Raw genomic sequence first — 25,917 nt, forward strand, 5'->3', positions numbered from 1 at the left:
GGTGGCCAAGAGGTTGGATCTCAAAGAGGTCAATATCTACTACGGGTCGTTCCAAGCGGTCGCCGACGTGTCGCTGTCGATTCTGCCGCGCAGCGTCACGGCGTTCATCGGCCCATCAGGCTGCGGCAAGACGACCGTATTGCGCACATTGAATCGGATGCACGAGGTCATTCCCGGCGCGCGGGTTGAGGGTACGGTGTTGCTCGACGACGACGACATCTATGCCCCCGGTGTCGATCCCGTGGGTGTGCGCCGCGCTATCGGCATGGTGTTCCAGCGCCCGAATCCCTTCCCTACCATGTCGATTCGCGACAACGTAGTCGCCGGGCTAAAGCTGCAGGGCGTGCGCAACCGCAAGGTGCTCGACGAGACCGCCGAATATTCGCTACGGGGCGCCAACCTCTGGGACGAGGTCAAGGACCGCCTGGACAAGCCCGGCGGAGGATTGTCCGGTGGTCAGCAGCAACGGTTGTGCATCGCGCGGGCCATCGCAGTGCAACCCGATGTGCTGCTCATGGACGAGCCGTGCTCGTCGCTGGACCCGATCTCGACGATGGCGATCGAAGACCTGATCGCCGAGTTGAAGCAGGACTACACCATCGTGATCGTCACCCACAACATGCAACAGGCTGCCCGGGTCAGCGATCAAACCGCGTTCTTCAACCTCGAGTCCGTCGGAAAGCCGGGCCGGTTGGTGGAGATCGACGACACCGAGAAGATCTTCTCCAACCCCACCCAAAAGGCGACCGAGGACTACATCTCCGGCCGCTTCGGCTAGCCGAAGCGGTTAACCCGAAGCCGACAGCGTGTCGTTGTCGGAGAACTTGCCTTCGGGAAACTTTCCGGTCGCCTGGAAGATGACCCGCCGCGCGACCTCCACGGCATGGTCGGCGAAACGCTCGTAGAACCGGCCCAGCAGCGTCACGTCCACGGCCGCGGCCACCCCGTGCTTCCATTCGCGGTCCATCAGCACCGTGAACAGGTGTCGGTGCAGATCGTCCATCGCATCGTCTTCTTCGCGGATGCGGGCGGCCTTCTCCGGGTCGCGGGACAGCAGTACCTCCTGGGCACTGTTACCCAATTCGACTGCGACCCTTCCCATTTCGGCGAAGTAGCCGTTGACTTCCTCCGGAAGCACGTGTTGGGGATGACGCCGCCGCGCGATCTTGGCGACGTGCAGCGCCAGCGCACCCATCCGGTCGATATCGGCGACGATCTGGATAGCGCTGACGATCGCCCTCAGGTCGCCGGCGACCGGTGCTTGCAATGCCAGCAGCACAAAGGCGCTTTCCTCGGCCCGCGCGCTGAGCGCAGCGATCTTTTCGTGGTCGGAAATCACCTGCTCGGCCATTACCAGGTCGGCCTGCAGCAGCGCCTGCGTTGCGCGTTCCATGGCGACCCCGGCCAGCCCGCACATTTCGCCGAGCTGCTCGGATAATGCGGCGAGCTGTTCATGGTAAGCGGTCCGCATGTGTCAAGCGTACGTTCTTGACACCACAACCGGGGTTAAGGGCGACATGAATTGGCGATGAATGCCGACTTCCCGGGTTCGGATCACCGCGAATTTGCCTGTGGTTACTTGCAGCTGGTGTCGGCGGCGTTGGTCACCGTCAGGTCTTCCGGGAGTTTGGTCGGTGTGCTGTTGGTACCGCGATCGATTTCGACACTGACCGATGAGCCCCCGGGCGGCGGAGCCGACACGGCGCGGAAATCCGGGCCGAGCACCACCTGCACGACTTGCCCGATTCCGGTGATCCGCTCGACCTTTGAGTTGGGCAGTGTCGCTGCCACCGTCGCGGCGGCCTGCTCGTTACCCGGCGAGAAGAACACTGTGGTGCCGTTCAGCGAACTCGGGTAGTCGTCGGGCGCCATCACCTTGAAGCCGTAGTGCTGTAGCTCGTTGGTGGCGGTGGTGGCCAGCCCGGTCTTGCCGGTCGAGTTGGACACCTGCACGGTGATTTCCTGCGGGGTGGCGGTGACAGCCTGGACCCGTTCGGCCCGGACCTCGGTGGCCGGACTGGGCTGCGGCGCTTTGCTGGTCGTGGATTTGGTGGGCGGCGTCGACGTGGCGTTCTGGTCGTTTTCTTTGGGCAGCGGGTCGTCGTTGATGATCGCGTCGAAGAGTGCGCGCATGTCGGCGGTGCGCGGCGGCTCGTTGCCGTTCTCGTCGGTTTCGCCGGTCGTCGGCACGGTCACGAACGTGATGTGGCCGGCGGTGAGGCCCTGCACCGACTGGCCGAGGTCGACCAGGTCCTTGGTCTTGACGTTATCGACGTAGCTTTCGCTGATGAACAAGTTGACCACGTTGTTGAGCTTGGTCAGCGAAAAGAACGTTTCCCTCGAGATCAGCGAACGCAGCAGCGACGACAGGAACAGCTGCTGGCGCTTGATGCGCCCGTAGTCGCCGTTATCTTCGGTGGTGACCTGGCGGGCGCGCACGTAATTCAGTGCGGTTTGCCCGTCGATGATCTGCCGTCCGGCATGCGCGAGCACCGTGCCCAGTTCGTAGTCTTTCAGCGGGGTCTTGCTGCACACCTCCACGCCGCCGAGCGCGTCCACCATTTTGGCGAACCCAGCGAAGTCGATGGCGATAAAGCGGTTGATCGACAACCCGGACAGCTTCTGGATGACCTTGACCAGGCACTTCGGGCCGCCGAATGCGTACGCCGAGTTCAGCTTCGTCTCGGTGTACACGTACTTGGGACCGTATGTCCCCGTTTTCTCGTCGTAGAGCGGACCGTAAGCACCGGTATCTGGGTTCCAGGCCTCGCATTGCACGGGGGTAATCGCCAGGTCGCGTGGAAAAGACACCGCGACCACCCGTTTACGGCTCGCCGGGATGTTGACCAACATGACGGTGTCGGAGCGCGCGCCGCCGGCGTCCTCGGTGTCGCCGGCCCCCATCTGACTGTTGGCCCCGGCGCGCGAGTCGACGCCGACGATCAAGAAGTTCTCGTCACCATGCTGCGCATTGGGGTCGACGACGTCGCGCGAATGGGGGTCCAGGGCACTGATGTTGTTGAGCCGGTTGTTCTTCGAGGCGCTCCACTGCCATGCCCCGCCGGTCAGGGCCAGCGCTGACACGGCCATCAACGCTGCGATGCAGCGTGCGGCGAGCAGCATCGGGCGGCGACCGCGCTTGGGTTGAGCGTCCGCATCTTCGGCGGTCGATGGGGTGCCGATCCGCCGGGGCGGCACCCTGCTCGACGCCTTGGGCAGCACCGCGGTTTGCTCGGGTTCGGATTCCGCGGCGGGCGCGCGTGGCGCGAGACTGCGCACCGGCTCGAAGCGTTCGTCGTCTGTCTGCGCAGGCCACGCAGGGACGTCGACGGGTGGCTCGGTTTCCGGAGCCGCGTGATGATGGCGGGGCCGCTGGGCAGGCGCGCCACCGAGCTTGGCGATCAGGTCGGCGACCGTTAAGCCGCCGTCGGTGTGACAGCCCGTCGGCTCGGCGTCCTCGGCGTGGCCTGCGGTCTCGTCCACCGGCAGCGGCGCAGACCATTGCCGCGTTCCGGCGAACGGGCGCGCATCGACGGCATGGTCTGGCGACGAGAGCGGCGAGAAGCGCTCCCACGGCGGGCGTGGCGCCGGGGACCGTGTCCGGGTGAGGCTGGCGTCGTCGGCACCTGGGCTCCGCGGAGGGTCGGGAGTGGCGCCGTAGTCGCCGTCACTCATGTCCTACCGGCCTCCGAACTCTGGTGGGTACCCAGTCGAGAGCGCGTGCGTCCACGCAGCGCCGATGCTGACGGCACTGCAGAACCGCGCCGTTTTCGTAAGGTCGCGCTGTGGTTGTGGCAGCCGCGCCGCTGCTCGCCGAGCGGGTTCGCCGCCTGCGCGTACTGCAACAAGTTCCACATCGTACTGAGCCATGCGCAGAAACGCGACGTCGAGGCGGTACCCGAGTCAGCCGCCCGAGTGCATGATGTCGGCACCCGCCGGTACGGTGCAGTCGTCACGGTCGGCCAACCACCCGTCGGGCAGCGCCACCCGGGCGGGCGATCCCTGCCGGCCCCGCGGCCCGATTGCAGCGGGCGGGAACGGAACATCGGCGTCGAGTCGCGTTAGCAGGGCGTCGAGCTCATCAAGGGTTTTGACCAGCGCCAACGCCCGCCGTAACTCCGAGCCTGCTGGAAACCCGTGCAGGTACCAGGCGATGTGCTTGCGCAGATCACGCATCCCCTTGTCTTCGCCGAAATGGGCGGCTAGCAGGCTGGCATGCCGGCGGATGACGTCGGCGACCTCCCCCAGCGTGGGCGGGGTGGGCGCGGGACGGCCGGTGAAAGCGGCCGACAACTCCGCGAACAGCCATGGCCGGCCCAGGCAGCCGCGCCCGATGACCACGCCGTCGCACCCGGTGGCAGCCATCATGGTCAGCGCGTCACTGGCGTCGAAGATGTCGCCGTTGCCGAGCACCGGAATCGTGCGCACGTGGTCTTTGAGCCGGGCAATCTGCTCCCAGTCCGCGCTGCCGGAGTAGCGCTGGGCGGCGGTGCGGGCATGCAGCGCGACCGCGGCGGCGCCTTCGCTTTCGGCGATCCGCCCGGCATCCAGGTGGGTGTGATGGTCGTCGTCGATGCCGATGCGGAACTTGACCGTCACCGGTATGTCGGTGCCCTCGGTGGCGCGCACAGCCGCGGCGACGATCTGACCGAACAATCGCCGCTTGTACGGCAGCGCCGCCCCGCCGCCACGCCGGGTGACCTTGGGCACCGGGCAGCCGAAGTTCATGTCGATGTGGTCGGCCAGGTCCTCGTCGGCGACCATCTTCACGGCCGCGTAGGTGGTGGCCGGGTCGACGGTGTACAGCTGCAGCGACCGGGGTGACTCCTCGGGGGAGAACGTCGTCATGTGCATGGTGGCCGGATAGCGCTCGACCAGTGCGCGCGCGGTCACCATCTCGCAGACGTAAAGCCCGCTGACCGTGCCGACCTTGGATTGCTCCAGTTCGCGGCAGAGCGTGCGGAACGCGACATTCGTCACGCCCGCCATCGGGGCCAGCACCACCGGGCTGGCGAGCGTGATCGGACCGATCCGCAACGCGGGCTACCGCCGACTCATCCGAAGCGTTCCCGCGGTGTTGAGCACCCGCTCGGCGGTGATCTTCTCTTGCCTGCGAGCCTGGCGCTCAAGGTAACGTTGCTTGGACGCCTCGAACTTCTCGCACTCTTTTTCTAGTTCGTCCATCAGCAGCGCGAGGTCTTCCTGCATCCAGGCGGCTTCACCGGTGAAATCGTCACGTTCGAAGATGCGCCATTTCTTCAGCACCGGTTTCACCACATCTTCAAGGTGGATGCGCACGTCGTACACGCCGCCGACGGCGATGATCACGGCCTTGCGGCGGAACTCAGGCACCAGGAAGCCCGGCATCTTGAAATGACGCAGCACCCGGTGCAGCGACCACATCGCCACGTTGGGTGCGATGTCGAACGCGGCCTCGCTGACGTCGCGGTAAAAGATCATGTGCAGGTTCTCGTCGGCCGAGATTCTGGCCATCAGCTGATCGGCGATGGTCTCGTTGCACGCCTTGCCGGTGTTGCGGTGCGAAACCCGGGTGGCCAGCTCCTGGAACGTGACATAGATGATCGAGTCGGTGAGACGCTCGGCGAAATACTCGCCCTGATGGTTCTGGCCCGGGCTGAAGCCCCTGTTCACCACCTCGATGCGTAGTTTCTCCAGCTCGACGGGATCGACCGCGCGGGTCACCACAAGATAGTCACGCAGCGAGATGCCATGCCGGTTTTCCTCGGCGGTCCAGCGGTTGACCCATTGCCCCCAGGGGCCGTCCATGCCGAAGTTCATGGCGATCTCACGGTGATAGGACGGCAGGTTGTCCTCGGTGACCAGGTTTTGCACCATCGCCACCTGTGCGACGTCGGAGAGCTTCGACTGCTCGGGGGACCAATCTTGGCCGCCGAGCGCGTAGAAGTTCTTGCCGTCCGACCACGGGATGTAGTCGTGCGGGTTCCAGTCCTTGTGCATGGATAGGTGCCGGTTCAAGTTCTTCTCGACGACCGGCTCGAGTTCGTGCAACAGCTGTAGGTCGGTCAGCTCTGACGGCATGGACCCTCCAGTTATCTGTGCCTGATGGTTGCAGTCAATATATCTGTGTATGCCAGTAGCATCAAGTTTGGCCGACTCAGCCGCATGTCCAGATCGAGACCGCGCGGGTCCGCTCGCGCTACGGGGCGGCCGCGGCCCTGCTCAGCAACATCTCAACGCAGTAGTCGATGAACTGGCTGCGGGTGGCCGCCAGTCGTCCGTCCAGGTAGGCGGTAAACAGGGCGGTCAGCCCGCCGATCAGGCTGGTGGCGACCATGTTCTGCTGCACCGGATCACTGATGCGGGTGAGCTTGCGCTGAAGCAAGTCGATGAAGCTGGGCATCCATTCCGCCCCGGAGCGAGTCAGCACCGGCTCCACACCTGGCGCCAGCAACAGCACCCGGCCCCGCACCGGATCGTCGACCATCAGCGCGACGAACTGCTCCACGGCCTCCCGCGGCGTGCTCGCCGACGCCAGGGTCGACATGGCGCGCGTGCACACGTCGTCGTACACGGCTCGCACGAATTCGTCGCGGTCGGAAAAGCTTTCGTAGAAATAGCGTTCGGTCAGGCCGGCTTTACGGCACACGGCGCGGACGGTTACCGCCGGTCCTTGTTCGCCGCCGAGCAGCTGCACCCCGGCGGCGATCAGCCGGTCACGGCGCATGGCCTGGCGATCTTGCAGGGGCACGCCGGACCAGCGGCCCCGTCGTTGACCCGAAGGCACATCTCTCCTAGGCTAGAAACTGACAACGGACGTAGTCAGAATTGCCGACCGCGACAGGACATATCTCAGTGACCCAAGATACGTCTGCCCCGTTCCCGCTGACCAGCGAAAGCGGGGTGGCCACCGGCTGCCCGGTTTCGCAGCTGGGATACCAGGCGCCGCCCAAGCCGCTGGGCCCGAAGTCGCTGACCTGGCGGTACTTCGGTGACTGGCGTGGCATGCTGCAGGGCCCGTGGGCGGGATCCATGCAGAACATGCACCCTCAACTAGGGGCGGCAGTCGAAGAACACTCCACGTTCTTCCGGGAACGCTGGCCGCGGCTGCTGCGCTCGCTGTATCCCATTGGTGGCGTGGTTTTCGACGGTGACCGCGCCCCACTGACCGGCGCAGAGGTACGCGATTACCACGTCGACATCAAGGGCGTCGACAGGCAGGGTCGTCGCTATCACGCGTTGAATCCCGACGTCTTCTATTGGGCGCATGCCACGTTCTTCGTCGGCACTTTGATTGTGGCCGAACGATTTTGCGGCGGACTGACGGAGGCGGAAAAACGTCGACTGTTCGACGAGCACGTCGAGTGGTACCGAATGTATGGCATGAGCATGCGACCCGTGCCAAAGACCTGGGAGGAATTCCAGGCTTACTGGGACCACATGTGCCGCGAAGTGCTGGAGAACAACTGGGCCGCCCGCGAGGTGCTCAATCTGACGACGTTACCGAAACCGCCGTTTGCGCAATGGGTTCCGGATTGGCTGTGGGCGGTGCAGCGAAAGTTGTTGGCGCCGTTCTTTGTCTGGTTGACGGTCGGTCTCTACGATCCGCCGATTCGCGAGCTGATGGGCTATACCTGGTCGCGCCGCGATGAGTGGCTGCATCGGCGCTTCGGCGACCTGGTGCGTCTGATCTTCGCCTGCGTGCCTTGTCGTTACCGCAAGCATCCCCGGGCCCGGGCGGGATGGGACCGTGCCACGGGCCGCATCCCGGCCGATGCCCCGCTAGTACACACGCCCGCGCGCAACCTGCCGCCGCTTGATGAGCGTGGCAACCCAAAGCATTACTGCCCCAACGTCTGACCCATCAGCTGTGGGCGTGGATGTGCGCTTCCTCGAGCCCTGACTGGTGCACGTGTTGGTGGGTGTGCTCGGTTCCGTCGTCGTGGATGTGGGAGTGCTCGTGCTCGACGTGGTCGTGCTCGTGCGTGGTGTGCACATGGGTGTGAGCCACGCCGCCGTGCTGGTGCTCGTGCGAATGCGGCGCCTCGTGAGCGTGGTCGTGGTGTGGCATAGTCCTCATCTCCCTTGTTGTGCCGTTGTTTCGGAAACCACGTGCAGCCCGGCGTCGGTGCGATGATGCCGTGGCACCCCCGGGCCGGCATGCTCGGCGTTGAAGACGGCGTCGACGACCAGCTGACGCACGTGCTCGTTTTCCAAGCTGTAGAAGATCGTCGTTCCGACCCGGCGGGTACGCACCAGGCGCGCCATCCGGAGCTTTGCCAGGTGTTGTGACACCGACGGCGCGGGTTTGCCGACGTGCTCAGCGAGTTCGTTGACCGACATTTCGCGCTCCGCGAGCGACCACAGCACCTGGACCCGGGTGGCGTCGGCCAACATGCGGAACACCTCGACCACCAGACTGACCTGGTCCTCGGGTAACCGCGAGCCCTGGCTATTTGCATGCATACGCAGATAATAGTGCAAGGCGGCCCGGCCGTGTCAACCCCGCCTGCGCGATACGCAGACTCGTGTGGTAGTAAATAGCCTAACTATATTGCTGGCACGGTCGGGATGAGGGCGAGATGGTGCGCACCGAGAGCGACAGCTGGGATCTCGCGACGAGCGTGGGAGCGACGGCGACGATGGTCGCTGCGCAGCGGGCGCTGGCCTCTGAGAGGCGGTTGATCGACGACCCGTTTGCCGCTCCGCTGGTGCGTGCGGTTGGGATCGACGTCTACACCCGGCTGGTGGACGGCAAGATACCGGTCAGGGGGGGCTCCGATTTCGACCCGGACCGGATGGCCCGGGGCATGGCGGTGCGAACCCGGTTCTATGACCGGTACTTCCTCGACGCGGTGCAGTGCGGTGTTCGCCAGGCGGTCATTCTCGCCGCGGGACTGGACGCGCGGGCCTACCGGTTACCGTGGCCGGCCGGCACCGTCGTCTACGAGGTCGACATGCCCGAGGTCGTCGAGTTCAAGACCTCGATACTGCAAAAGCTGGGCGCCGAGCCGAAAGCCGAGCGGCGCACCGTGGCCGTCGACCTGCGTGACGACTGGCCCGCAGCGCTTCAAGAGGCCGGGTTCGATTCCCAAGTGCCTGCGGCGTGGAGCGCCGAGGGATTGGTGGTCTACCTGCCGTCGGAGGCCCAAGACGCGTTGTTCGATCGCATCACCGCGCTGAGCGCGGCGGGCAGCCGACTGGCATTGGAATTCGTACCCGACACTGCAATTTTCGCCGACGAGCGATGGCGCGCGCATCACGAGCGGATGGCCGAATTGGGCTTCGACGTCGTCGATTTCAACGAACTTGTCTACCACGGCGAACGCGGCCACATCATCGAGTACCTGAGCCGGCGCGGCTGGCAGGTTTCCCACCGCCCTGTCGCGCAATTGCACGCGGAAAACGGATTCGTCTATCCAGACGACGACGTGGCGGCGGCCTTTGCCGACGTGACCTACCTCAGCGCGGTGCTGCGCTAGCCGTTCAGTGCAGCTCTGGTAGCACCTTCGTGCGGTAGAACTCGATCGCCGTGGTCGGATCGCGCTGGGGGAAGTGCATAAATGGCGTCGCACCGGCGTCGAGAACGGCCTGCACCGCTTTGATATGCGTAGCCGGGTCGGTGCCGGTCGTCCAGCCCTTGATCACCTTGTCAAGCGAATTACGCTCGGCCGCATGCTGAATGTCGACGGGGTTCGGTTGGTCGACGGCACCGCCGGTGAACCGCCATAGCTCGGCGGCGTGGTTGATGTCGTTCTGGTCGCCGACCACGGCGAACATCTCGGCACGCTTGCCCAGATTGGCGGGGTCACGGCCGGAGGCCTGCGCACCCTGGTTGAACGCGGCGACGAGCTTCGGGTCTTTGACGCTGTCGGCTTGAGTGATCCATCCGTCGCCGTACTGGCCGGCCAGCTGCGCGCTCTTCGGGCCGCCCGCCGCGACAAAAATCTGTGGCGGTGACTTCGGCACGTCGTAGATCTTCAGCTGGTTCGTCTGAAAATAACGGCCCTGGAACGAAATTCGCTGTCCGCTCCAGAGTCGGCGGATAAGTTGGATAGCTTCGACCAGGCGGTCGTGGCGCTCGCGGTAGCTGCCGAATTGGGTGGTTGCGGCCTGCTCGTTGAGCCGCTCGCCGGTGCCCACGCCGAGGAAGACCCGCCCGGGATGAAGGACCGCGAGCGAGGCGAAGGCGTGCGCGACGGTCGTGGGGTGATAGCGGAAGATTGGGCAGGTGACGCCGGTGCCGAAGGGGACATGGTTGGTCCGTTGGCCCACCAGTGCCAGCGTGATCCACGGAAACATCGCGTGCCCCTCGTTGTCCTGCCATGGTTGGATGTGGTCGCTGGCCCACAAATAGCGGAACCCGCCACGCTCGGCAGCCTCCGCTTGGTCCAGCAGCTGAGCCGTCGTGAATTGCTCGTGAGACAGCACGAAGCCCACGCCTCGCCCGGATGGCGGCGGGGCCGCGGGGGTGGACGGCGATGTCGCCGGTTTCGAGGTGCAGCCCGCCGCGAGTCCGGCGACGACGCCCGTTGCGCCGAGCAGGCCCGTTCCCGCGAAGAGCTGGCCGAAAGAGCGCCGTGAGATTGCCTTCATGGGCCGGGAATACCCAAAGCGTGCGTTGGCGTCAACGCCGGCAGGCCGCCGACCGGCATTGCCGCAGGTCACAACGGCACAGTGCCCCCACCAGGACTCGAACCTGGGACCTGCGGATTAAAAGTCCGTAGCTCTACCAACTGAGCTATAGGGGCGCGAGGCACAGGATACTGCGTTTGTGGGGTGCGGCTCGTTTGAGGATTCGGTCGGCGGTAACTTAAGCTGGCGTGGCTCCCAACGACACCACGTTGCGAGTACCCCGGAGAGATTCGGTTCTGGCCCCCTTCGTCTAGACGGCCTAGGACGCCGCCCTTTCAAGGCGGTAACGCGGGTTCGAATCCCGTAGGGGGTACCGCGACGCGGCAACGCGGAGCAGACAATAAAACAAGGCAAGGCCCTGTGGCGCAGTTGGTTAGCGCGCCGCCCTGTCACGGCGGAGGTCGCGGGTTCGAGTCCCGTCAGGGTCGCCATCGCGGCGAGACACACACGCTGTCTTCCGGCCAGGTAGCTCAGTCGGCATGAGCGTCCGCCTGAAAAGCGGAAGGTCGGCGGTTCGATCCCGCCCCTGGCCACCAGGTCTGACCTGCATGGACACGGTTTCTGCACTCTATGGATGGTGGGGTTTGTCCGGTTCTTGTCCGGTCTTGTTCGTCGGGTCGCCCGCTTCGGTTCTGCGCAGTCGGTGAAGGTTGACCGTCGTTGTGGAACGCCTTACCGGTGTTTACAAGAACCTCGCCCAAGGGATTGTCGCGCTGGTCTACCGTTGCCATCCCGCCGAGGGGAACACGCACCCCACTTCTGAAGCTCGCGAAGTTCGTTGGACGACAAGGGAAGAAGTTCGGTCTGCGATGAACCCTGCATTCGCCGTACGTGCCTTGGACGCGTTCGCCGAAGATGCTCATTCGCGTGCCCACGACGGAGTCAACCTCGTACGGGCTAGTCGAGCGCCAGGCGCCTAGCAAATCGCTGACCGCACGAAAATGACCGATTTCGAGACGCGCGGACCGAGAAACGCGGCTAACAGTACGATGCCGCCCCTTTTAGTCCGTTTGCGCGATTCGCCTGCGCGCGGTGATGCTCGCAGACCGACGCTGAAACCTCGCCTGCGTGCCTGGTCCCCCCGATTTCGTCGTATTGTCGCCTGCTCGGCAACGCGTTCCCCTCCAATAATCGCGACCGTTACAATCCGGGCATGGTGCGTCCAGAAAGCTGGATCAGGCTAGCGGGTGGAAGTCCCGTCCCGGTAAGCACCGGAGCGCCGGGTAGCAGGCCCCGGTTCGTCGCTGAGAGGCGACGGGCTAAGCGGGGTGTCAAGAGCCTCTTTGGAGGGAGCAAGTGCACGGGCCGTAGCAGCATCGCGAACTCTGCAGCCTCGTCAGATTCACAACAGGAGAGCCGAGCCGCTCATGTCACGGTGAAGGCCACGTCCGGCGAGTCCCGGTCCGGGGTCAGCTCGTCGGGTCTCCTCGGGGTAGGGGAGATGGCACGTGCACACAGTCTGGTTCGGAACTGGAGAGACCCGTCTGCGCACGCCCGCGTCGGGCAAGAGACCAAGGGTATAAGCCGATGGTGAAAGTCCTTGGAGCACAGCGGGAGTCCGAGGGGGTCATAGTACCGCTGATCGGCGTGCAGCATAACGCGTCGGGAGGGAAGGGCCCCTGCTTTGATCACGTGCGCGAAGCGGGTAAGTGTGAGGGCATGACCGGATCGCTCCGGTCCAATAACCCCGGCAAGCCATTGCTTGCCGTAGCCGATGACGAGCCGTTGAGCCCGTCGGGAGTGAAAGTGCGACAACTGCAACGGGCGCTATGGGCTGCGGCCAAGCAGTCTGAGGGTCGGCGTTTCCACGCCCTGTTTGACCGTATCTACAGGGGTGACGTCCTGTGGGAGGCGTGGTTTCGCGTGTGCAAGAACAAGGGCGCGGCCGGGGTGGATCGCATCACCGTGGCCGCGGTGGAGGACTACGGCGTGGACCGCATGTTGCGTGAGTTGCGCGGTGACCTTCGCACGGGTCGTTACCGTCCGGCGCCAGCGCGCCGGGTGGAGATCCCCAAACCACAGGGCGGTAAGCGGCCGTTGGGGATACCCACGGTGCGAGACCGGGTGGCCCAGGCGGCGGCCAAGATCGTGTTGGAACCGATTTTCGAGGCGGATTTCTTGTCGTGCTCGTATGGGTTTCGGCCGAGGCGGTCGGCGACGATGGCTAAGGAACGCTTGCGGACCGGGTTCATCGAGGGCTATCAGTTTGTGGTCGAGTTCGATATCGCCAATTTCTTCGGCGAAATCGACCACGACCGGCTACTGGCTCAGGTCAGTAAACGGGTTTCGGATCGGCGGGTGCTCAAACTGCTGCGCTTGTGGCTGCAGGCAGGAGTGATGGTCGAAGGTGTGTTGGAGCGGACGGTCGCAGGCACACCGCAGGGCGGGGTGATCTCGCCGCTACTGGCCAACATCTACCTGCACGTGCTCGACACTGAGTTATCTGCCCGTGGGGTGGGTGAGTTGGTGCGCTACGCCGATGACGGTGTGGTGCTGTGTCGCAACGCGGCACAAGCCGAGCACGCCTTGGCGGCGGTGGGAGAAATCTTGGCGTCATTGGGATTGCGGCTGCATCCGGACAAAACGAAGGTAGTCGACCTACGGGAGGGTCGGGAGGGGCTGGATTTTCTGGGCTGTCACTTCCGAGCTCGCATGTCGGGGCGGCTGTGGGAACAACGGCGCATCGTGCGCTACTACCTGCACCGTTGGCCGTCACAGCGGGCGATGAAGCGGCTGCGGGAGAAGGTCCGCGACCGCACCGGCCGCAACCGCGCCGGGACAGACATCCGCGTCATCATCGCGGAGCTGACTCCGATCTTGCGCGGCTGGGGAAATTACTTTCGCACCGGCAACGCCGCCGACAAGTTCACCCAGATCGACCGGTACGTGTGGCGGCGGTTGTTCCGCTTGATGGTTAAGAAGCGGGGCCGCAACCTTCGTGCTGGGCAAGCTGATCAGTGGACTGAGCCGTGGTTCAACGGGCACGGCCTGTATCGACTTCGTGGCACCATCCGTTACCCGAAGGCTGCGTAACCATGTCTAGAAGATCATCGGTAAGCCGTGTGCGGGAAAACCGCACGCACGGATTGAAAGGGGGATGGGGAAACGGGTCTGCCTTGCAGACACCGCGCCCCTGACTACCAATGCTCAGCGTGAGCTCACTGAAGGTCGACCCGGCTGGGCTGCATGTCGAGGCCGTCCAGTCCGAGGGGAGAGCAGCCGAGCTGTCCGCAGTCACGCCCCGCTCAACCCGGCGGCGTCGCCCTGGCAGTCCGGGGCGGGCAGGTCCAACCGGTACCGCGCCGCCACCGCCAAAGCCCTAACAGTCGGGAGCACCCGCCAGCGCTCCACGGCGGACGGACTCACCAACGCGGCCGAGAGCTTCGAGAACAACGAAGCCGCCTCGGCGGCCAAGCTGCGCGCGGTCGGCGCGTCCGCGAGACTCTGATGCTCGCTGAGCCACCCGAGCTGCCGTCGCTGCCCGAGGTCGAGTCCGCCAGCTTCCAGCACTACCTGGACTCCGCAGACTATTTCCGTCGTGCCGCCGACTGGCTGGAGCACACCTTCACCGCGGCCCGCGACGCCGCACAGCACCCTGGCGGCACCGAGTGGACGGTCCAGGCGCAGCAAGCCAACTTCGAAGCCCGCCAGCGCGACCTGGACCGAGTGACCGTCGGCGCGATCGACCCCTTGCGCGCGGGCGACAAGGTGTGCGTGGCCGCCTTCGACCAGATGACCGCCAGCCGCAACACGGTGCTCGACGCGGTGCAGGAAGTGCGCGAAGCGGGGTTTTTGGTCGGGCCGGACTACACCGTACCTACACCGGCAAGCTCGCCAGCGACGCCGAGTACCAGAAACGCCAGGAGGAAGCTAGAAGGCACCGCAATTACATCCGGCATCGGGTCGCGGCAATGTTGGAGCATGACCGCGAGAACGCCCAGAAGATGGACGAGGCGCTGTCCGCGCTGGAGACCTTCACCTTCGACGAGCCGAAAGCCAGGCCGGACGACAAGATAACGGGCGACGACGATCGCAAGCAGGTGCGTCCTGTCGACAGAACCTGGAAGCGAGACCCGGCGCCCACACCTGACCCCCGTAATCCATCTACTGGTGGGGTTCCAGATCCTGTCGGCAAGCTCGGCCTGCCTAACTACAACCCGGGGTCTTTGAGTTCCTAACTGAAGTCAAGCCACTTGTGGGCTCGTCGTAGGCTTGGGTTTAGCGGGCTGGGATGTTGGAGCGCTTGGCGACTCCTGTGACGCCTGGGGCCAAGCCCAGTGACGTGGTGTAAGAGTTCGTTCGATCGCGTGACCCTTCGGGTGGCAGTCTAGGCGGTCAGGGCTGGGGTGGTGTTGGTTTGCTGTCCGGCGGGCTCGTCGGTGCTGGTCAGTGCTGTGCGGGCGCGGGTGAGCACGTCAAGGCCCAGGTAGCGTCGTCCTTCGATCCATTCGTCGTGTTGTTCGGCCAGCACGGCACCGACGAGGCGGATGATCGAGGCCCGGTCGGGGAAGATGCCCACGACGTCGGTCCTGCGCCTGATTTCTTTGTTGAGCCGTTCCTGGGGATTGTTGCTCCAGATTTGGCGCCAGATCTGTTTGGGAAAAGCGGTGAACGCCAACAGATCCGGGCGGGCTGCGTCGAGGTGTTCGGCCACTTTGGGGAGCTTGTCCGACAATGCGTCGAGGACTCGATCGTATTGGGCAACAACCGATTCGGCGTCGGGCTGGTCGAAGACCGAGTGCAGCAGAGTGCGCACCCACGGCCAGGAGGACTTCGGGGTGGCCGCCATCAGGTTGTTCGCGTAATGGGTGCGGCAGCGCTGCCAGGCCGCTCCGGGCAAGGTGGCCCCGATCGCGGCGACCAGGCCGGGGTGGGCGTCGCTGGTGACCAGCGCGACCCCGGACAGGCCGCGGGCGACCAGGTCGCGGAAGAACGCCAGCCAGCCTGCCCCGTCCTCGGCGGAGCTGACCTGCACACCCAGGATCTCGCGGTAGCCCTCGGCGTTGACGCCGGTGGCAATCAGGGTGTGCACGCCCACGACGCGGCCGTTCTCGCGGACTTTGAGCACCAGGGCATCAGCGGCGACGAACGTGTACGGGCCGGCGTCAAGCGGGCGGGTGCGAAACGCCTCAACCTGCTCATCGAGTTCTTTGGCCATGATCGACACCTGCGACTTGGAAAGCCTCGTCACACCCAGTGTTTCAACGAGGCGTTCCATCCGCCGGGTGGACACTCCCAGCAGATAGCAGGTGGCCACCACGCTGGTCAGGGCACGCTCAGCGCGTTTGCGTCGCTCCAATAGCCAGTCCGGGAAATAGCTGCCCTGACGCAGCTTGGGAATGGCCACATCGATGGTGCCGGCGCGGGTGTCGAAATCACGATGCCGGTAGCCGTTGCGGCTGTTGGACCGCTCATCGCTGCGCTGGCGGTAGCCGGCCCCGCAGATGGCGTCGGCTTCCGCGCCCATCAAGGCGTGGATGAACACCGACAGCAGCCCTCGCAGCAAGTCCGGGCTGGCCTCGGCGAGTTGGTCGGCCAACAGCTGCTCGGCGTCGATAAGGTGTGGTGAGGTCATCGCGTTGCTCTCCTTCGGTTGACTTTGCTGATCGTTCGAAGGATCACGCGATGACCGCCCTCTACCGCGCTACGACACGCCCACCGGCCCTACCGGCTCATACACCACGCCCCTGGACGCAACTACGCCTGGCCCGCCTTATTGCGGCGCTTGTGCATGAGTTTGTGGCGGGCGTGGTCGCGCTGGCGGGGGTCGAGTTGGTAACGCTGTTTGATGATGACGCGGCCTTCGGATTCTGTAATCGCGGTTCCGTCGATGTCGCGCAGTTGGTAGCGCTGTCCTGCGCGCATGCAGGTGGCGATGCGGGTGACCAGCATGGTGGCAAGGTGGCAGATCGCTGAGTCGTGGTGGCGGTCCCCGGCCATCAGACGCTGGTACTTTGCGGCAAATTGGGGGTCGACTTTGCGTGCCTGATCGGCTGCGGTGTAAAGCATTTCGCGCAGTAGTGGGTCGCCGGCCTTGGTGATCGACGATTCGGTCTTGACCACCCCTGATTGGCTGACTTTCGGGATTAGTCCGGTGTAGGCGCGGATCGCCGCAAGCGAGGTGGACCGGTGCGGGTCGCCGATCCGGCCGGCGATGACCGCGCTGATGGTGGGGCCGACGCCGGGTGCGGACGCGACGATCCCCTGCGGGTCGGCGTCTGTGTAGAGGTTGGCGATCCGCTCGTCGATCGCTTTGATCTGACGGGTCAAAAACAATGCTTGTTCGGCCTCGTGGGCGATATCGGCGGACAGTTCGGCGAAGTCCATCCCATCGGTGCCCTCGACATTCCATAGGGCGAGGGTTTCTCTGGCTGCGGCGATTAGGCCGGCGGCATGCTCGTCACGCCAATTGCCGCGGGACCGCGTGGCAAGGAACCGGGCCAGTCTGGCCTGGCCGAGCCGGATCACTGCGTGCGGATCGGCGTAACGAGCCAAAAGTTCCAGCGCGGCGTTACCGTAATTCGAGCCCAGTACCGCATACCAGGTCGGTCCCAGCAGCTCGATCAGCGCGTCGAGGCGGGCGTAGACCGCGGTGCGGCGCTTGACCATAGTGGAACGCTGCTTGACCAGCCGCCGCAACGGATTAGCCGGCCCTTGGCCGGAATACTCACGCAGCCCATCAGGATGCAGCAGCGGCAGCCGGGCCAAAAGCTCCGAGTCGATCCGGTCGTTCTTGGCGTGCTTGGAGTAGTACTTGCGCAGGTCAGCCGACTGCGTGGTCGGCACCATCACCACCTTCGCGCCGCGCCGGCGAAACCACTCGGCGATCACGATCCAGGCGTTTCTGGTGGGCTCTACAACCACCGTCAGCTCGGCCGGATCCTCGACACCCGCATCGGCCCACACCCGCTCCAGCTCCTCGGTGCGGGTCATGAACTTACGACCCCGCCACACCGTCTTGCCGTCACGGGACAGCGTCGCTTGATGCGCAGCCCGAACCGCAACGTCGATCCCCAACGTCAATGTCACTGTAAAACCCTTCAGCCACTGGCTCTTTCAGACCACCAGGTGACTGAGCGCCGCGGCCACGGCCCAGACATTCTCTAAGCAGGAGTCTACACCCACCGGCTGGCTCCAAGTTCCCGAACAAGGACACCGCACGACCAGACACCGAAGTCCACGGGAGGCCGCTCAAACTTCAGGGATCACCACGTGTCCCAGTCGGACCCTCGGACCTGCCCGTGGACTCACACAGAGGCTAAATGTCAGACCCTGATTTTTCAGCCGGCCTGTGATGATCTTGTTTTCGGTGGTCGGGAGGCTGTCAAGTTAACGGTGTAACTCCTTGTCGTGTTGTTACTTTCGGCCTGGGGTCAGTCGTCTCGGGAAAGCGATCTCGAATGCGTTGAGCGGCGCCTTCCACCGGTTCATCCAACGCTTGCGGCCCTTGCCGGTTGGATCGAGGCTCATGATCGCCAGGTAGATGCACTTGAGCGCGGCCTGCTCGGTCGGGAAGTGGCCGCGGGCGTTCACGGCCCTGCGGATGCGCGAGTTGAGGCTTTCGATGCTGTTGGTCGTGCAGATCACGCTGCGGATTTCCTTGTCGAAAGCCAGGAACGGGACGAACTCGGCCCACGCGTTCTCCCACAGCTTGATGATCGCCGGGTACCGCGGGCCCCAGGTCTGGCTGAACACGGCGAATGCTTCCAACGCTGCGGACTCGCTGGCCGCGGTGTAGACCAGTTTGAGATCTTTAGCGATCGCGGCCCAGTCACGCTTCGAGGCATAGCGAAAGCTGTTGCGCAACAGGTGAATGACGCAGGTCTGGGTGATCGCGGCCGGCCATACGGTCCCGATGGCGTCGGGCAGGCCCTTCAGGCCGTCGCACACCACGATGCACACGTCGTTGACTCCTCGGTTTTTGATTTCGGATAAGACCCGCAGCCAGTACTTGGAGAAAGCGCACGGGTTCGCGCGAACCTGTGCGAGGTGGCGCCTGAATTGTCACGGGTTGGGCAGGCGGGCGTCATCGACATGGTCGGCGAGGTAGGCGATGACGGCCTCGTTGGTCAGGCCGTAGATGTCGGCGACGAGTTTGGGGTCGACGGTGCCGACGAGGTCGACCAGGCGGGTGGAGCGCAGGATGCGGGGTTGAATGCCGACCGCGCGCAGGGTGTTCTTGAGGTAGCTGTCGGAGGCCGCTGCTCGGGTGGCTTTGGTCTGCATGGTGATCAGAACGTGGGAGTTGTTGCTGCCGAGTCTCTTACGGTGATCGAGGCAGCGTTGCAATGTGGTCCAGGTCCATGGGTCTAATGGGGTGGGCTGCGGTCGGCGACCGAACTGGACGCGACGTGACGTGTGGTCGATGTCGTCGTCGGTGAGGTGCTTCAGTTCTTGGGTGGTGGCGCCGTGTAGCAGGGCGGCCAGTCCGACGAGCGCCTCGTGCGGGTGCACGTCGGGGCGGGTGCTCCACCGCCGGAAAAGCTCGCGTTGCCGGCCGGGGGGCAGGGTCGGTCCGCGAAATGCCATCGTTTGCGGGGCGTTCAGGCCGGCGGTGGGGTCGATGAGGATAAGCCGGCGCCGCCGGGCGTAGCGGCAGAACTGGCGCAGCCCGGTCAGATAGGAGGCGCGTCGGCCGGGATGAGCATGCAGGAACGCCTCGATGTCGCCGACATCGACGGTGGCCCAGTCGGTTTTGCCGCGGCACTCGGTCAGGAACTGCGCGAAATCACGCATCGCGGTGAGCCGGGCCTCGAGTGTGGCGTGCCCGCGCGGGTGGGTGCCAGCGCGGCGGGCGCGATCGCGGCCGGCGACGAGGTGCTCGGCGAACCCGGCCACCGCCGACCGCAGCGGTTCAGGCACAGCATCGATGCGTGACTTTCGACGGGCAGCGGCGCGGCGTTCGTCGCGGTCCGGGGGTATCGCCAGCTTGTTCGCGGTGAGGAAGTCTTCCAGGGCCCGCGCCAGCGGCCCGTCCGCGGCGACGGACTCTAGCAGCGTCCGTGCATGCACGGCAGTCGTGTCGTCCGCCAACCGGTTTCCCAATCTGGTGAGCATGCCGCAGGCCCGGCTGGGATGGTGACGTCCGACCAGGTAGGCACCGAAGTCGCCTAGCCAATCAGGCGGATCATCCAGTGCAACAGCGACGTTCGTTGCGCGCACCAGGATGCGGTGGGGCGAGCTGGCCCAACAGGACCGACACCGCCCTGCCCCGGCCAGTCGGGTCACCTTGCCGCACTCGACACAGGCCGTGTCCGGGCTCGGTGGCCGACCAGGATGTGAGCATGATCCGCACCAGCCGGTGGCCGACCGTAAGACCCGGCGTTTCCCACAGCGCGGGCACTCGACACGGTTGGCATCCAAGCGTTGCCGTCGACGACACTCCTTGCAAAGGTCCCGGTCGACGAACAGCACAGGCGCGCCGCAGATCCGGCAAGCGCGTGAGCACCTTTCGCAACGGCCAGAGTCCGACCGCAGAACGCGATCGACCCCGCAATGCGGGCAACGGTGCTTGACCGGCGCGTGTGAAGCTGCCCAGTGGCAGCGAGCACACAGATCGCGGTCGGGTTTGGCGACGCCTCGACCGCACCGCCGACAGCCCCGGTTCCGCCGCGTCATTGGTCAGATCGGTGGCATCGATCGGCCCCGGCGCGATGTCGACGAATCACTGGCGGCCGCCGCCTTCCTTGTCGGTGCCGGGCGCGCCGGCCGTTCGACCGGAGTGGTGTCGACATCGAACAGATCGTTAGGCGTGCACTCCAGCGCGGTGCACAACGCGATGAGAGTGGACAGCTTGATCTGGCTGGGCTGTTTGGTGAACAACGCCGACACCGACGCCGAGGACAGCTGCAATCCGGCCTTCTCCGCGAGCAGCCGTTGCAGCTGGGCGCCGGTCCACACCTCGCGTTGGGCGGCGGCCATCCGAAGTTTCCACCTAATCTGCATGCTCACCCCTGTCCGGTCAGTTCGCTCAGTGTCGCCGAGATCGCGCGCTGTAGGCGTCTTCGATGAAGGTTTCCGACGGGCGCACGTACCGCATCGTCGATGCCACCGTCCAATGACCTAAAAGCTGTTGAATGGCAACAAGATCCACGCCACGCTCATAGTTGTGGGTCGCGCAAGCCCGGCGCATCCCGTGCGGGCTGAACCACTCAGCGTCGGGTCGTCCTTCCACGCTCATCAAATGCCGCAACCGGTTGCGGATCGTGGCCGCGGCCATCCGTCCACCGAACTCATCACACAGCAACACTGGGCTATCCACGAACCGGCCGCGCACATCGTCGAGATACCAGCGCAACACCAGATCCAGCCCGTCGAGCATCGGCACCCAGCGCGGTCGCGGCCCGGATCCCTTGGCGCCCTTGCCGAACCGCACGTGCAGCTTGCCGAACGGGCCGCGCCCGAAATGCACATCCGAGCGGTCCAGCATCACCACCTCCTCCGAACGCAGCCCAGCGTGATACAGCGTGCGGAACAGCGCATAATCCCGGGCGGCCGGCGCGTACTTGCGAGCGGTCGCGATCCGAGACTTGAGGAACTCGAAGAACCCGGCTACCCGCTCCGGCCTCGGCGGCGCCTCCGCAGCGGGCGTGTCGTCGCCAACGTGGCGGGCGGCGTTGAACTCATCGATCGGACAGTCCAGCCGCACCCCGAACGCCGCCTCGATCTCGGCCGCCTTGCGGACCTCAAGGAACCGGTGAAAGCCCTTGAACACCTGCAGATAGTTGCGCCGCGTCGACACCGCCCGACCCGAGCTGGCCAACTCACCCACCACCCGGTCCACGTCGTCGGCGGTCACCTCCCACACCGGGCGCCCCAGCGCCGCCAGCATCCGCTCCAACACCCCAACGTCGTTGGCGATCGTCGACTCGGCGAACCCTCGCGCGGTCCACGACGCGACGAAGGCCTCCACGCACTCGGCCTGAAACCGCTGCGGATCCCGCGTCTCGACGACCGGCGCGACCACGCCCGTGATCACCCGCAGCCGCCCGTCGCCCACCCCGCACACCTTCCTCACACCTGGTGTTTCGAGGCAGTACCTTAACTCACGGGCTCACACCTTGAAGATCAGCGACACGCCAATCGGCGGGAAAACCTCAGGCAGCAGCCCGAATCCGGCCAAACGAACCTGTGCTCGTTCCATATCCCTCCCCGTCGCCATGCTCGCCGGCCCACAGCCCCAGCACATCGCGGGTGCCCTCAACGGTGACACCCAGCACGATGTAGATCGGCCGGTTGGCGACGTTGCCGTCGCGGATCTTGACGTTGATCGCGTCGATGAACACCACCGGGTAAACCGGGTCCAGCGGCCGGTTGCACCACTTGCTCATGGCCTCGATCACCCGATCGGTGATCGTGGAGATCATCTGCTTGGACACCTGCGCCCCGTACACCTCGGCCAGGTGCGCGGCGATCTCGCCACGGGTCAATCCCTTGGCCGACAACGAGATCACCAGCGAATCGATCCCCGACAAGCGACGCTGGCGCTTGCGCACGATCTGCGGCTCAAACGACCCGTCCCGATCCCGCGGCATCGCCACCTCAACCGGCCCGACATCGGTCAGCACCGTCTTGGTACGGGCGCCATTGCGGGAGTTGCCGCCATCACGGCCGGCTGGATCGTGCTTGGCGTAGCCGAGATGATCATCGAGCTCGCCCTGGGCCGCGGACTCGATGATTCTCTTGGTCAGCTGGCCCAGCAGCCCGTCCTCCCCGGTCAACCGCAGCCCCTCCGAGCGGGGCCGATCCACCAGCTGCCCGACCAGCTGCTCGTCAAGGTCGTCAAGCCGCACCACGCCTTGCGCGTCGGGCATCTCGGCGGCTTTCCTGTCCGTCATCACATCAGTCACAGTGCTCTCCTTCTTTCTCAGGAGTTACACCGTTTAACTTATACAGCCGCCAACTCGGACTCAGGTTTTCCAGTATAGCCAGGCATATGCCGCGGTTGTTCGATGGCGAAGACTGGACAGCCCCTCAGGTGACGCGGCGCACCCTGCGCTCCCACCCTCAGGAAATTCTCTAGAACGGCGCCGATTTCGCGCATTTCCTCTTCGTCCACCAAACGCACATGATAAAAGCGACAGCCCAAGTGCGTGCCGAGGGAAACGTGTTCGAGTTACTGTGCGAGTCGGCACCCGAAGCGGTGGATCCCGCCCTTCGTCCCGCCGACGACGTGGCCCTCCAAGGACGAATCTTTCTTCATGGTCCGGGATTCGGGGGAAATACCATGATGCCGAAAGGCATGCCAATCCATGCCCTGCAGCGGGTGTACGTGACGCCGATCGGTCATGACGAAGTCAGTCTTATCATCACGGTCAACATTCGCATCGACGACCACTGCGACGAGTCCACCGCGGAGTCATTCATGCCTGTGCTCGCCTCGGCGGTATTCGAGCAACTCGATAGCGACATTGTGATTTGGGAACACAAGCGTCATCTGCCGCACCCGGCATTCAATAATCCGAACGAACGCGTGATCGGCAAATTCCGACGCTGGTACGCGCGTTACTAGGACGACAATGCGTCGCCGACACCGGCTAGCGAAGCTCTCGCTCAGAGCGCACGTGCCTGATCGGGCAAGCGTGCGGCTGCCTACATTGGTGAGTACAAGGACCCTTGCGACTGGGTCGCCGTGCGGGAGTTCAGCAGTCGATGCAGTTCGCGCAGCGCTTGGGAGTCCAGAGCGTTGCATTGGTGCGGACGGGTGATGGTCAGGATGACGATGGCGCCGTCGAGCCGTTCGACGGCGAGGCGTGGCGCTGTGGCGGTGCCAACGAGGGTCACAGCGCCGTCACCGGAAGGACGTTGTGTCAGCTGCCCTCTTCGAGGATCAGCGCTTGCTCGGGGCATGCCGCCACACCTTCGCGGATGACTTGCTCATCTTCGGGTTCCACCTCATGGGGCTGCAGGATCGAATAGCCGGCCTCATCGATCGGGAACAGCTTGGGATGTGCTGCATAGCACTGCGCATGTCCCATGCACTTGGTGTTGTCAACCCGAACCTTCATGCCTTACCTCCAAGCGATACTTCTGGGGTCCTCAGGCGCTCTTACGCTGGAGTGAACGCGTACGTCAGAAACGACTGTCCATCGGCTGTTTCGAAAACGGTGGTGGTAGAGACCATCGGTTGACCGATTTGCAGGTCACGCGCGTCGGCGCCGACAATGAGCGCCTCGACAAGCAAGCCTTCAGGGAGTTCGATGTAGCCGACAACGTAGGGGCGAAACTGTTCAGGTGCGCGTATTCCCTTGTACGGCAGTGGGGGAGGGAACTCCTGAGTCGTAAACGTGAATAGCGTTCCCGCCGTAGACAACTCGATCGGCTCGATGTCCTCGGTATCGTCGAACAGCTCCGCGCGCTCGGCCGGGAACTTCACGACTCCGCTGGCCCGCCGCCGCGAGCCCAGCAACACCGCGCGATCTCCCTCGACCCGAAACAGTCCCTCAGCAAGCATTTGCGTCATGTCAGTCCACCTCGATGACAAGCGCCGAACCCATGCCACCGCCGGCGCACATCGACAACACGCCCAGTCCACCACTGCGGCGGCGCAATTCGTAGATGGCGGAGGTGACCATTCGCGCGCCGGTTGCAGCGATCGGATGACCCAGGCTGATGCCCGAGCCATAGACGTTCACGATCTCCTCATCGAGGCCCAGCTCGCGGGAGCAAGCCACGGCCTGGGCGGCAAACGCCTCGTTGATCTCAAACAGGGCTACGTCCTCAATCTTGCGGCCCGCCAACTGGAGTGCCTTGGGAATCGCCTTGATCGGGCCAGTCCCCGTCTGGCTGGGTGGCACACCGACCGACGCCCACGACAGCACCTGGGCCATCGGCTCTGCATGGGTATCGGGCGCGGCGAGCGCCACCGCGGCCGCGGCGTCGTTGAGACCAGAGGAGTTTCCGGCTGTCACCGTGAACCCGTCGATCTCGGGGTGTAGCACTTTGAGCCCGGTCAGGACCTCCATCGTCGTGTCGCGGCGAGGATGCTCGTCCTCGGCGAAGGTTTTCGTTCCGCCATCGGGCTGTGGCACCGTGATCGGTACGATCTCATCGGCAAAGGACCCGGCGTCAATCGCCTTGATTGCGCGCTGGTGGCTGCGTAAAGCCCACTCGTCCTGGGCCCTACGCGAGATGCCGAACTGTACGGCGCAGTTGTGCCCGACCGTGATCGACATGTCGAGAGCCGGTGCATCCGATGTTGGCGGGTGCGAGTAGGAGAACCAGGGGTCGGCGTAGTCGCCGGGCTCCTTGCCGGTGGTGAACGGCTTGCGCTTGCGGGCGGTCGGGGCCGTCGAGAGCGATTCCGTGCCACCGGCGAGCACGGCGCGGCTCATCCCCGACGCGATCTGCCCTGCGCCGACCGCGATCGCGGTCAGACTGGACGCACATTGGCGGTTGAGCGCCACCCCGGGCAGCTGGGTGAGCCCGAGATCCACCGCGACGTAGCGAGCGATGTCCCCGCCGCCCTGCATTACTTCGGCCAGAATCAGGTCGTCGAAGTCCTCTGGGGCAAGACCCGAGCGCTCGATTGTCGCGGAGACCACGGGTTTGGCCAGCTCGGCTGCTGCCATGTTGGCCAGTGTGCCCTTGTGGGCCGTGCCGATCGCGGTCCTAGCTGCGGCCACGATCACGGCGTGTGAGGTTGCTGCGGACATGATCCTCCGATGGGTACTGGCGCCGGAAGGGAAGGCCGGGCGATCACTCGCCAGTGTATACGGTTATACAGATAACGAAATAGGCGGTCGCCGGATCCTAAACTAAGTACTACCGAGGAGAGCTCAGCTGAGCCCGGGCTTGCCTACCGCATCGGCACCGGGGATAACAACGTCGTTTACCGGGGGCCGGGCGGTGCCATCGTCAACTACATGGAGACCGCTATCCCGGCATGCGAGTGGTGTCCCATCTCGTGGTCGGCGGCGCTCTGCACCGCCATCCCAGTTTGAAGCTGCTGATCGCTGAGGGCGGCGCAGGCTGGGTGCCCGCTCTGGGTGACCGGTTGGACGAGGCCTACCGCCAGCACGATATGTTTGCGCGACAGAGGCTGAATCGGTTGCCCAGTGAGATTATGCGCCAAGAGGTTTACGCCTCCTTCCAGCACGACGTCAGTGCGGTGCAGATCAGCGAGGACACCGGATACTCCAACGTGGTGTGGGGTTACGAGTACCCCCACCTAGAAGTGGTGCGTATGGCCACACCTCGGAGACGCTGCATCCACTGTTCGACAACATGGATCCTCGCATTTGCCGAGCAGGTGCTACGGGAACCTTCGAAGAGCTGTTCAACGTCCCGCCGATGAGCGACGAC

23 protein-coding genes, 4 tRNA genes and 4 pseudogenes are annotated in these 25,917 nt (G+C 64.7%); 11 read left to right on the plus strand and 20 right to left on the minus strand.

The features are described 5' to 3' along the window. The first annotated feature begins 1 nt into the window (after window position 1). Entirely contained in the window at window positions 2-778 is a 777-nt protein-coding gene (gene pstB, locus MYXE_RS03600) for a phosphate ABC transporter ATP-binding protein PstB (RefSeq protein WP_003923001.1), read from the plus strand. Window positions 779-787: 9 nt separating this feature from the next. On the opposite strand, the gene phoU is transcribed toward pstB, so the two are convergent. The 5 genes from phoU to MYXE_RS03625 form a co-directional block, all read right to left on the minus strand. Then, window positions 788-1,471 (minus strand): phosphate signaling complex protein PhoU, encoded by a 684-nt coding sequence (gene phoU / locus MYXE_RS03605; RefSeq protein ID WP_003923002.1) that lies wholly within the window; start codon window positions 1,469-1,471, stop codon window positions 788-790. Between the two features lie 104 nt (window positions 1,472-1,575). Further along, complete coding sequence (locus tag MYXE_RS03610) at window positions 1,576-3,675, minus strand: LCP family glycopolymer transferase (protein ID WP_085197741.1); 2,100 nt, start codon at window positions 3,673-3,675, stop codon at window positions 1,576-1,578. Window positions 3,676-3,903: 228 nt separating this feature from the next. Next, window positions 3,904-4,989: a tRNA dihydrouridine synthase DusB gene (gene dusB / locus MYXE_RS03615; protein ID WP_415624473.1), complete on the minus strand. Its 1,086-nt coding sequence runs from the start codon at window positions 4,987-4,989 to the stop codon at window positions 3,904-3,906. A 54-nt stretch (window positions 4,990-5,043) separates the two neighbouring features. Next, the gene (locus tag MYXE_RS03620) at window positions 5,044-6,060 is read right to left on the minus strand and encodes an acyl-ACP desaturase (protein WP_003923007.1); all 1,017 of its coding nucleotides are present in this window, start codon (window positions 6,058-6,060) and stop codon (window positions 5,044-5,046) included. Window positions 6,061-6,178: 118 nt separating this feature from the next. Continuing rightward, window positions 6,179-6,766 (minus strand): TetR/AcrR family transcriptional regulator, encoded by a 588-nt coding sequence (locus MYXE_RS03625; protein ID WP_003923009.1) that lies wholly within the window; start codon window positions 6,764-6,766, stop codon window positions 6,179-6,181. A 68-nt stretch (window positions 6,767-6,834) separates the two neighbouring features. Between MYXE_RS03625 and MYXE_RS03630 the strand changes: the two genes are divergently transcribed. Then, window positions 6,835-7,839, plus strand: coding sequence for an oxygenase MpaB family protein (locus MYXE_RS03630; protein WP_003923010.1), 1,005 nt, complete (start codon window positions 6,835-6,837; stop codon window positions 7,837-7,839). 4 nt (window positions 7,840-7,843) lie between these two features. Here the strand turns inward: MYXE_RS03630 and MYXE_RS03635 are convergent, their stop codons facing one another. Both MYXE_RS03635 and MYXE_RS03640 read right to left on the minus strand, forming a co-directional pair. Beyond that, the gene (locus MYXE_RS03635; RefSeq protein WP_003923012.1) at window positions 7,844-8,059 is read right to left on the minus strand and encodes a hypothetical protein; all 216 of its coding nucleotides are present in this window, start codon (window positions 8,057-8,059) and stop codon (window positions 7,844-7,846) included. Beyond that, window positions 8,056-8,445, minus strand: a complete 390-nt coding sequence (locus tag MYXE_RS03640) for an ArsR/SmtB family transcription factor (RefSeq protein WP_003923014.1) — start codon at window positions 8,443-8,445, stop codon at window positions 8,056-8,058. The genes MYXE_RS03635 and MYXE_RS03640 overlap by 4 nt, the downstream gene beginning before the upstream one ends. Before the next feature lie 116 nt (window positions 8,446-8,561). Between MYXE_RS03640 and MYXE_RS03645 the strand changes: the two genes are divergently transcribed. Then, entirely contained in the window at window positions 8,562-9,461 is a 900-nt protein-coding gene (locus tag MYXE_RS03645; RefSeq protein ID WP_003923016.1) for a class I SAM-dependent methyltransferase, read from the plus strand. Window positions 9,462-9,465: 4 nt separating this feature from the next. On the opposite strand, the gene MYXE_RS03650 is transcribed toward MYXE_RS03645, so the two are convergent. Both MYXE_RS03650 and MYXE_RS03655 read right to left on the minus strand, forming a co-directional pair. Then, entirely contained in the window at window positions 9,466-10,575 is a 1,110-nt protein-coding gene (locus MYXE_RS03650) for a F420-dependent hydroxymycolic acid dehydrogenase (protein ID WP_085197736.1), read from the minus strand. Window positions 10,576-10,657: 82 nt separating this feature from the next. Further along, window positions 10,658-10,730: transfer RNA gene (locus MYXE_RS03655), tRNA-Lys, on the minus strand. A gap of 123 nt (window positions 10,731-10,853) precedes the next feature. Here MYXE_RS03655 and MYXE_RS03660 point away from each other — a divergent pair. From MYXE_RS03660 to ltrA, 5 genes and pseudogenes are all read left to right on the plus strand, one after another. Beyond that, window positions 10,854-10,927, plus strand: a tRNA-Glu gene (locus MYXE_RS03660). 41 nt (window positions 10,928-10,968) lie between these two features. Then, window positions 10,969-11,045 (plus strand) — tRNA-Asp (locus tag MYXE_RS03665). Window positions 11,046-11,073: 28 nt separating this feature from the next. Further along, window positions 11,074-11,150: transfer RNA gene (locus MYXE_RS03670), tRNA-Phe, on the plus strand. A gap of 114 nt (window positions 11,151-11,264) precedes the next feature. After that, window positions 11,265-11,534: pseudogene (locus MYXE_RS24190) on the plus strand (NUDIX hydrolase); the annotation flags it as partial. Between the two features lie 739 nt (window positions 11,535-12,273). Then, window positions 12,274-13,647 carry a group II intron reverse transcriptase/maturase gene (gene ltrA / locus MYXE_RS03680; protein WP_085196455.1) on the plus strand — a complete coding sequence of 458 codons (1,374 nt, stop codon included), beginning with the start codon at window positions 12,274-12,276 and terminating at the stop codon, window positions 13,645-13,647. Window positions 13,648-13,848: 201 nt separating this feature from the next. Here ltrA and MYXE_RS03685 read toward each other — a convergent pair whose 3' ends face one another. Then, the gene (locus tag MYXE_RS03685) at window positions 13,849-14,007 is read right to left on the minus strand and encodes a hypothetical protein (RefSeq protein WP_161552040.1); all 159 of its coding nucleotides are present in this window, start codon (window positions 14,005-14,007) and stop codon (window positions 13,849-13,851) included. Window positions 14,008-14,061: 54 nt separating this feature from the next. On the opposite strand from MYXE_RS03685, the gene MYXE_RS03690 reads away from it, so the two are divergent. Continuing rightward, window positions 14,062-14,631, plus strand: a complete 570-nt coding sequence (locus MYXE_RS03690) for a hypothetical protein (RefSeq protein ID WP_139821107.1) — start codon at window positions 14,062-14,064, stop codon at window positions 14,629-14,631. A 310-nt stretch (window positions 14,632-14,941) separates the two neighbouring features. On the opposite strand, the gene MYXE_RS03695 is transcribed toward MYXE_RS03690, so the two are convergent. From MYXE_RS03695 to MYXE_RS03725, 7 genes and pseudogenes are all read right to left on the minus strand, one after another. After that, on the minus strand, window positions 14,942-16,189 hold the full coding sequence (locus MYXE_RS03695) for an IS256 family transposase (RefSeq protein ID WP_112649957.1): 1,248 nt from the start codon (window positions 16,187-16,189) through the stop codon (window positions 14,942-14,944). Between the two features lie 134 nt (window positions 16,190-16,323). After that, window positions 16,324-17,643, minus strand: a pseudogene (locus MYXE_RS03700) (IS110 family RNA-guided transposase); the annotation flags it as partial. Between the two features lie 327 nt (window positions 17,644-17,970). Continuing rightward, window positions 17,971-18,609: pseudogene (locus tag MYXE_RS03705) on the minus strand (IS256 family transposase); the annotation flags it as partial. 9 nt (window positions 18,610-18,618) lie between these two features. After that, on the minus strand, window positions 18,619-19,776 hold the full coding sequence (locus MYXE_RS03710) for a site-specific integrase (RefSeq protein ID WP_232061718.1): 1,158 nt from the start codon (window positions 19,774-19,776) through the stop codon (window positions 18,619-18,621). Window positions 19,777-20,235: 459 nt separating this feature from the next. Further along, window positions 20,236-20,559, minus strand: coding sequence for a helix-turn-helix domain-containing protein (locus tag MYXE_RS03715; protein WP_085193376.1), 324 nt, complete (start codon window positions 20,557-20,559; stop codon window positions 20,236-20,238). Window positions 20,560-20,584: 25 nt separating this feature from the next. Then, window positions 20,585-21,613, minus strand: a complete 1,029-nt coding sequence (locus MYXE_RS03720; protein WP_085193374.1) for a tyrosine-type recombinase/integrase — start codon at window positions 21,611-21,613, stop codon at window positions 20,585-20,587. Window positions 21,614-21,746: 133 nt separating this feature from the next. Beyond that, window positions 21,747-22,427: pseudogene (locus MYXE_RS03725) on the minus strand (IS256 family transposase); the annotation flags it as partial. A gap of 254 nt (window positions 22,428-22,681) precedes the next feature. Here MYXE_RS03725 and MYXE_RS03730 point away from each other — a divergent pair. After that, entirely contained in the window at window positions 22,682-23,125 is a 444-nt protein-coding gene (locus MYXE_RS03730; protein WP_085193372.1) for a hypothetical protein, read from the plus strand. Between the two features lie 298 nt (window positions 23,126-23,423). Here the strand turns inward: MYXE_RS03730 and MYXE_RS03735 are convergent, their stop codons facing one another. From MYXE_RS03735 to MYXE_RS03745, 3 genes are read right to left on the minus strand one after another with little or no spacing between them, the layout of a single operon-like run. Further along, on the minus strand, window positions 23,424-23,621 hold the full coding sequence (locus MYXE_RS03735; protein WP_085193369.1) for a ferredoxin: 198 nt from the start codon (window positions 23,619-23,621) through the stop codon (window positions 23,424-23,426). Window positions 23,622-23,662: 41 nt separating this feature from the next. Beyond that, window positions 23,663-24,076, minus strand: coding sequence for a Zn-ribbon domain-containing OB-fold protein (locus tag MYXE_RS03740; protein ID WP_085193367.1), 414 nt, complete (start codon window positions 24,074-24,076; stop codon window positions 23,663-23,665). A 1-nt stretch (window position 24,077) separates the two neighbouring features. Continuing rightward, window positions 24,078-25,268 (minus strand): thiolase family protein, encoded by a 1,191-nt coding sequence (locus tag MYXE_RS03745; protein WP_085193364.1) that lies wholly within the window; start codon window positions 25,266-25,268, stop codon window positions 24,078-24,080. Window positions 25,269-25,498: 230 nt separating this feature from the next. Between MYXE_RS03745 and MYXE_RS03750 the strand changes: the two genes are divergently transcribed. Next, on the plus strand, window positions 25,499-25,909 hold the full coding sequence (locus tag MYXE_RS03750) for an amidohydrolase family protein (RefSeq protein WP_332102219.1): 411 nt from the start codon (window positions 25,499-25,501) through the stop codon (window positions 25,907-25,909). The last annotated feature ends 8 nt before the right edge of the window (window positions 25,910-25,917 follow it).

Source organism: Mycobacterium xenopi, assembly GCF_009936235.1.
Taxonomy (GTDB): Bacteria; Actinomycetota; Actinomycetes; order Mycobacteriales; family Mycobacteriaceae; genus Mycobacterium; species Mycobacterium xenopi.

Coding starts and splice junctions, on each gene's coding strand:
- phoU (WP_003923002.1), bottom strand. CDS start 1,471: ATGCGGACCGCTTACCATGAACAGCTCGCCGCATTATCCGAGCAGCTC.
- MYXE_RS03610 (WP_085197741.1), bottom strand. CDS start 3,675: ATGAGTGACGGCGACTACGGCGCCACTCCCGACCCTCCGCGGAGCCCA.
- dusB (WP_415624473.1), bottom strand. CDS start 4,989: ATGGCGGGCGTGACGAATGTCGCGTTCCGCACGCTCTGCCGCGAACTG.
- MYXE_RS03620 (WP_003923007.1), bottom strand. CDS start 6,060: ATGCCGTCAGAGCTGACCGACCTACAGCTGTTGCACGAACTCGAGCCG.
- MYXE_RS03635 (WP_003923012.1), bottom strand. CDS start 8,059: ATGAGGACTATGCCACACCACGACCACGCTCACGAGGCGCCGCATTCG.
- MYXE_RS03640 (WP_003923014.1), bottom strand. CDS start 8,445: ATGCATGCAAATAGCCAGGGCTCGCGGTTACCCGAGGACCAGGTCAGT.
- MYXE_RS03645 (WP_003923016.1), top strand. CDS start 8,562: ATGGTGCGCACCGAGAGCGACAGCTGGGATCTCGCGACGAGCGTGGGA.
- MYXE_RS03650 (WP_085197736.1), bottom strand. CDS start 10,575: ATGAAGGCAATCTCACGGCGCTCTTTCGGCCAGCTCTTCGCGGGAACG.
- ltrA (WP_085196455.1), top strand. CDS start 12,274: ATGACCGGATCGCTCCGGTCCAATAACCCCGGCAAGCCATTGCTTGCC.
- MYXE_RS03690 (WP_139821107.1), top strand. CDS start 14,062: ATGCTCGCTGAGCCACCCGAGCTGCCGTCGCTGCCCGAGGTCGAGTCC.
- MYXE_RS03695 (WP_112649957.1), bottom strand. CDS start 16,189: ATGACCTCACCACACCTTATCGACGCCGAGCAGCTGTTGGCCGACCAA.
- MYXE_RS03715 (WP_085193376.1), bottom strand. CDS start 20,559: ATGCAGATTAGGTGGAAACTTCGGATGGCCGCCGCCCAACGCGAGGTG.
- MYXE_RS03730 (WP_085193372.1), top strand. CDS start 22,682: ATGATAAAAGCGACAGCCCAAGTGCGTGCCGAGGGAAACGTGTTCGAG.
- MYXE_RS03735 (WP_085193369.1), bottom strand. CDS start 23,621: ATGAAGGTTCGGGTTGACAACACCAAGTGCATGGGACATGCGCAGTGC.
- MYXE_RS03740 (WP_085193367.1), bottom strand. CDS start 24,076: ATGACGCAAATGCTTGCTGAGGGACTGTTTCGGGTCGAGGGAGATCGC.
- MYXE_RS03745 (WP_085193364.1), bottom strand. CDS start 25,268: ATGTCCGCAGCAACCTCACACGCCGTGATCGTGGCCGCAGCTAGGACC.
- MYXE_RS03750 (WP_332102219.1), top strand. CDS start 25,499: ATGCGAGTGGTGTCCCATCTCGTGGTCGGCGGCGCTCTGCACCGCCAT.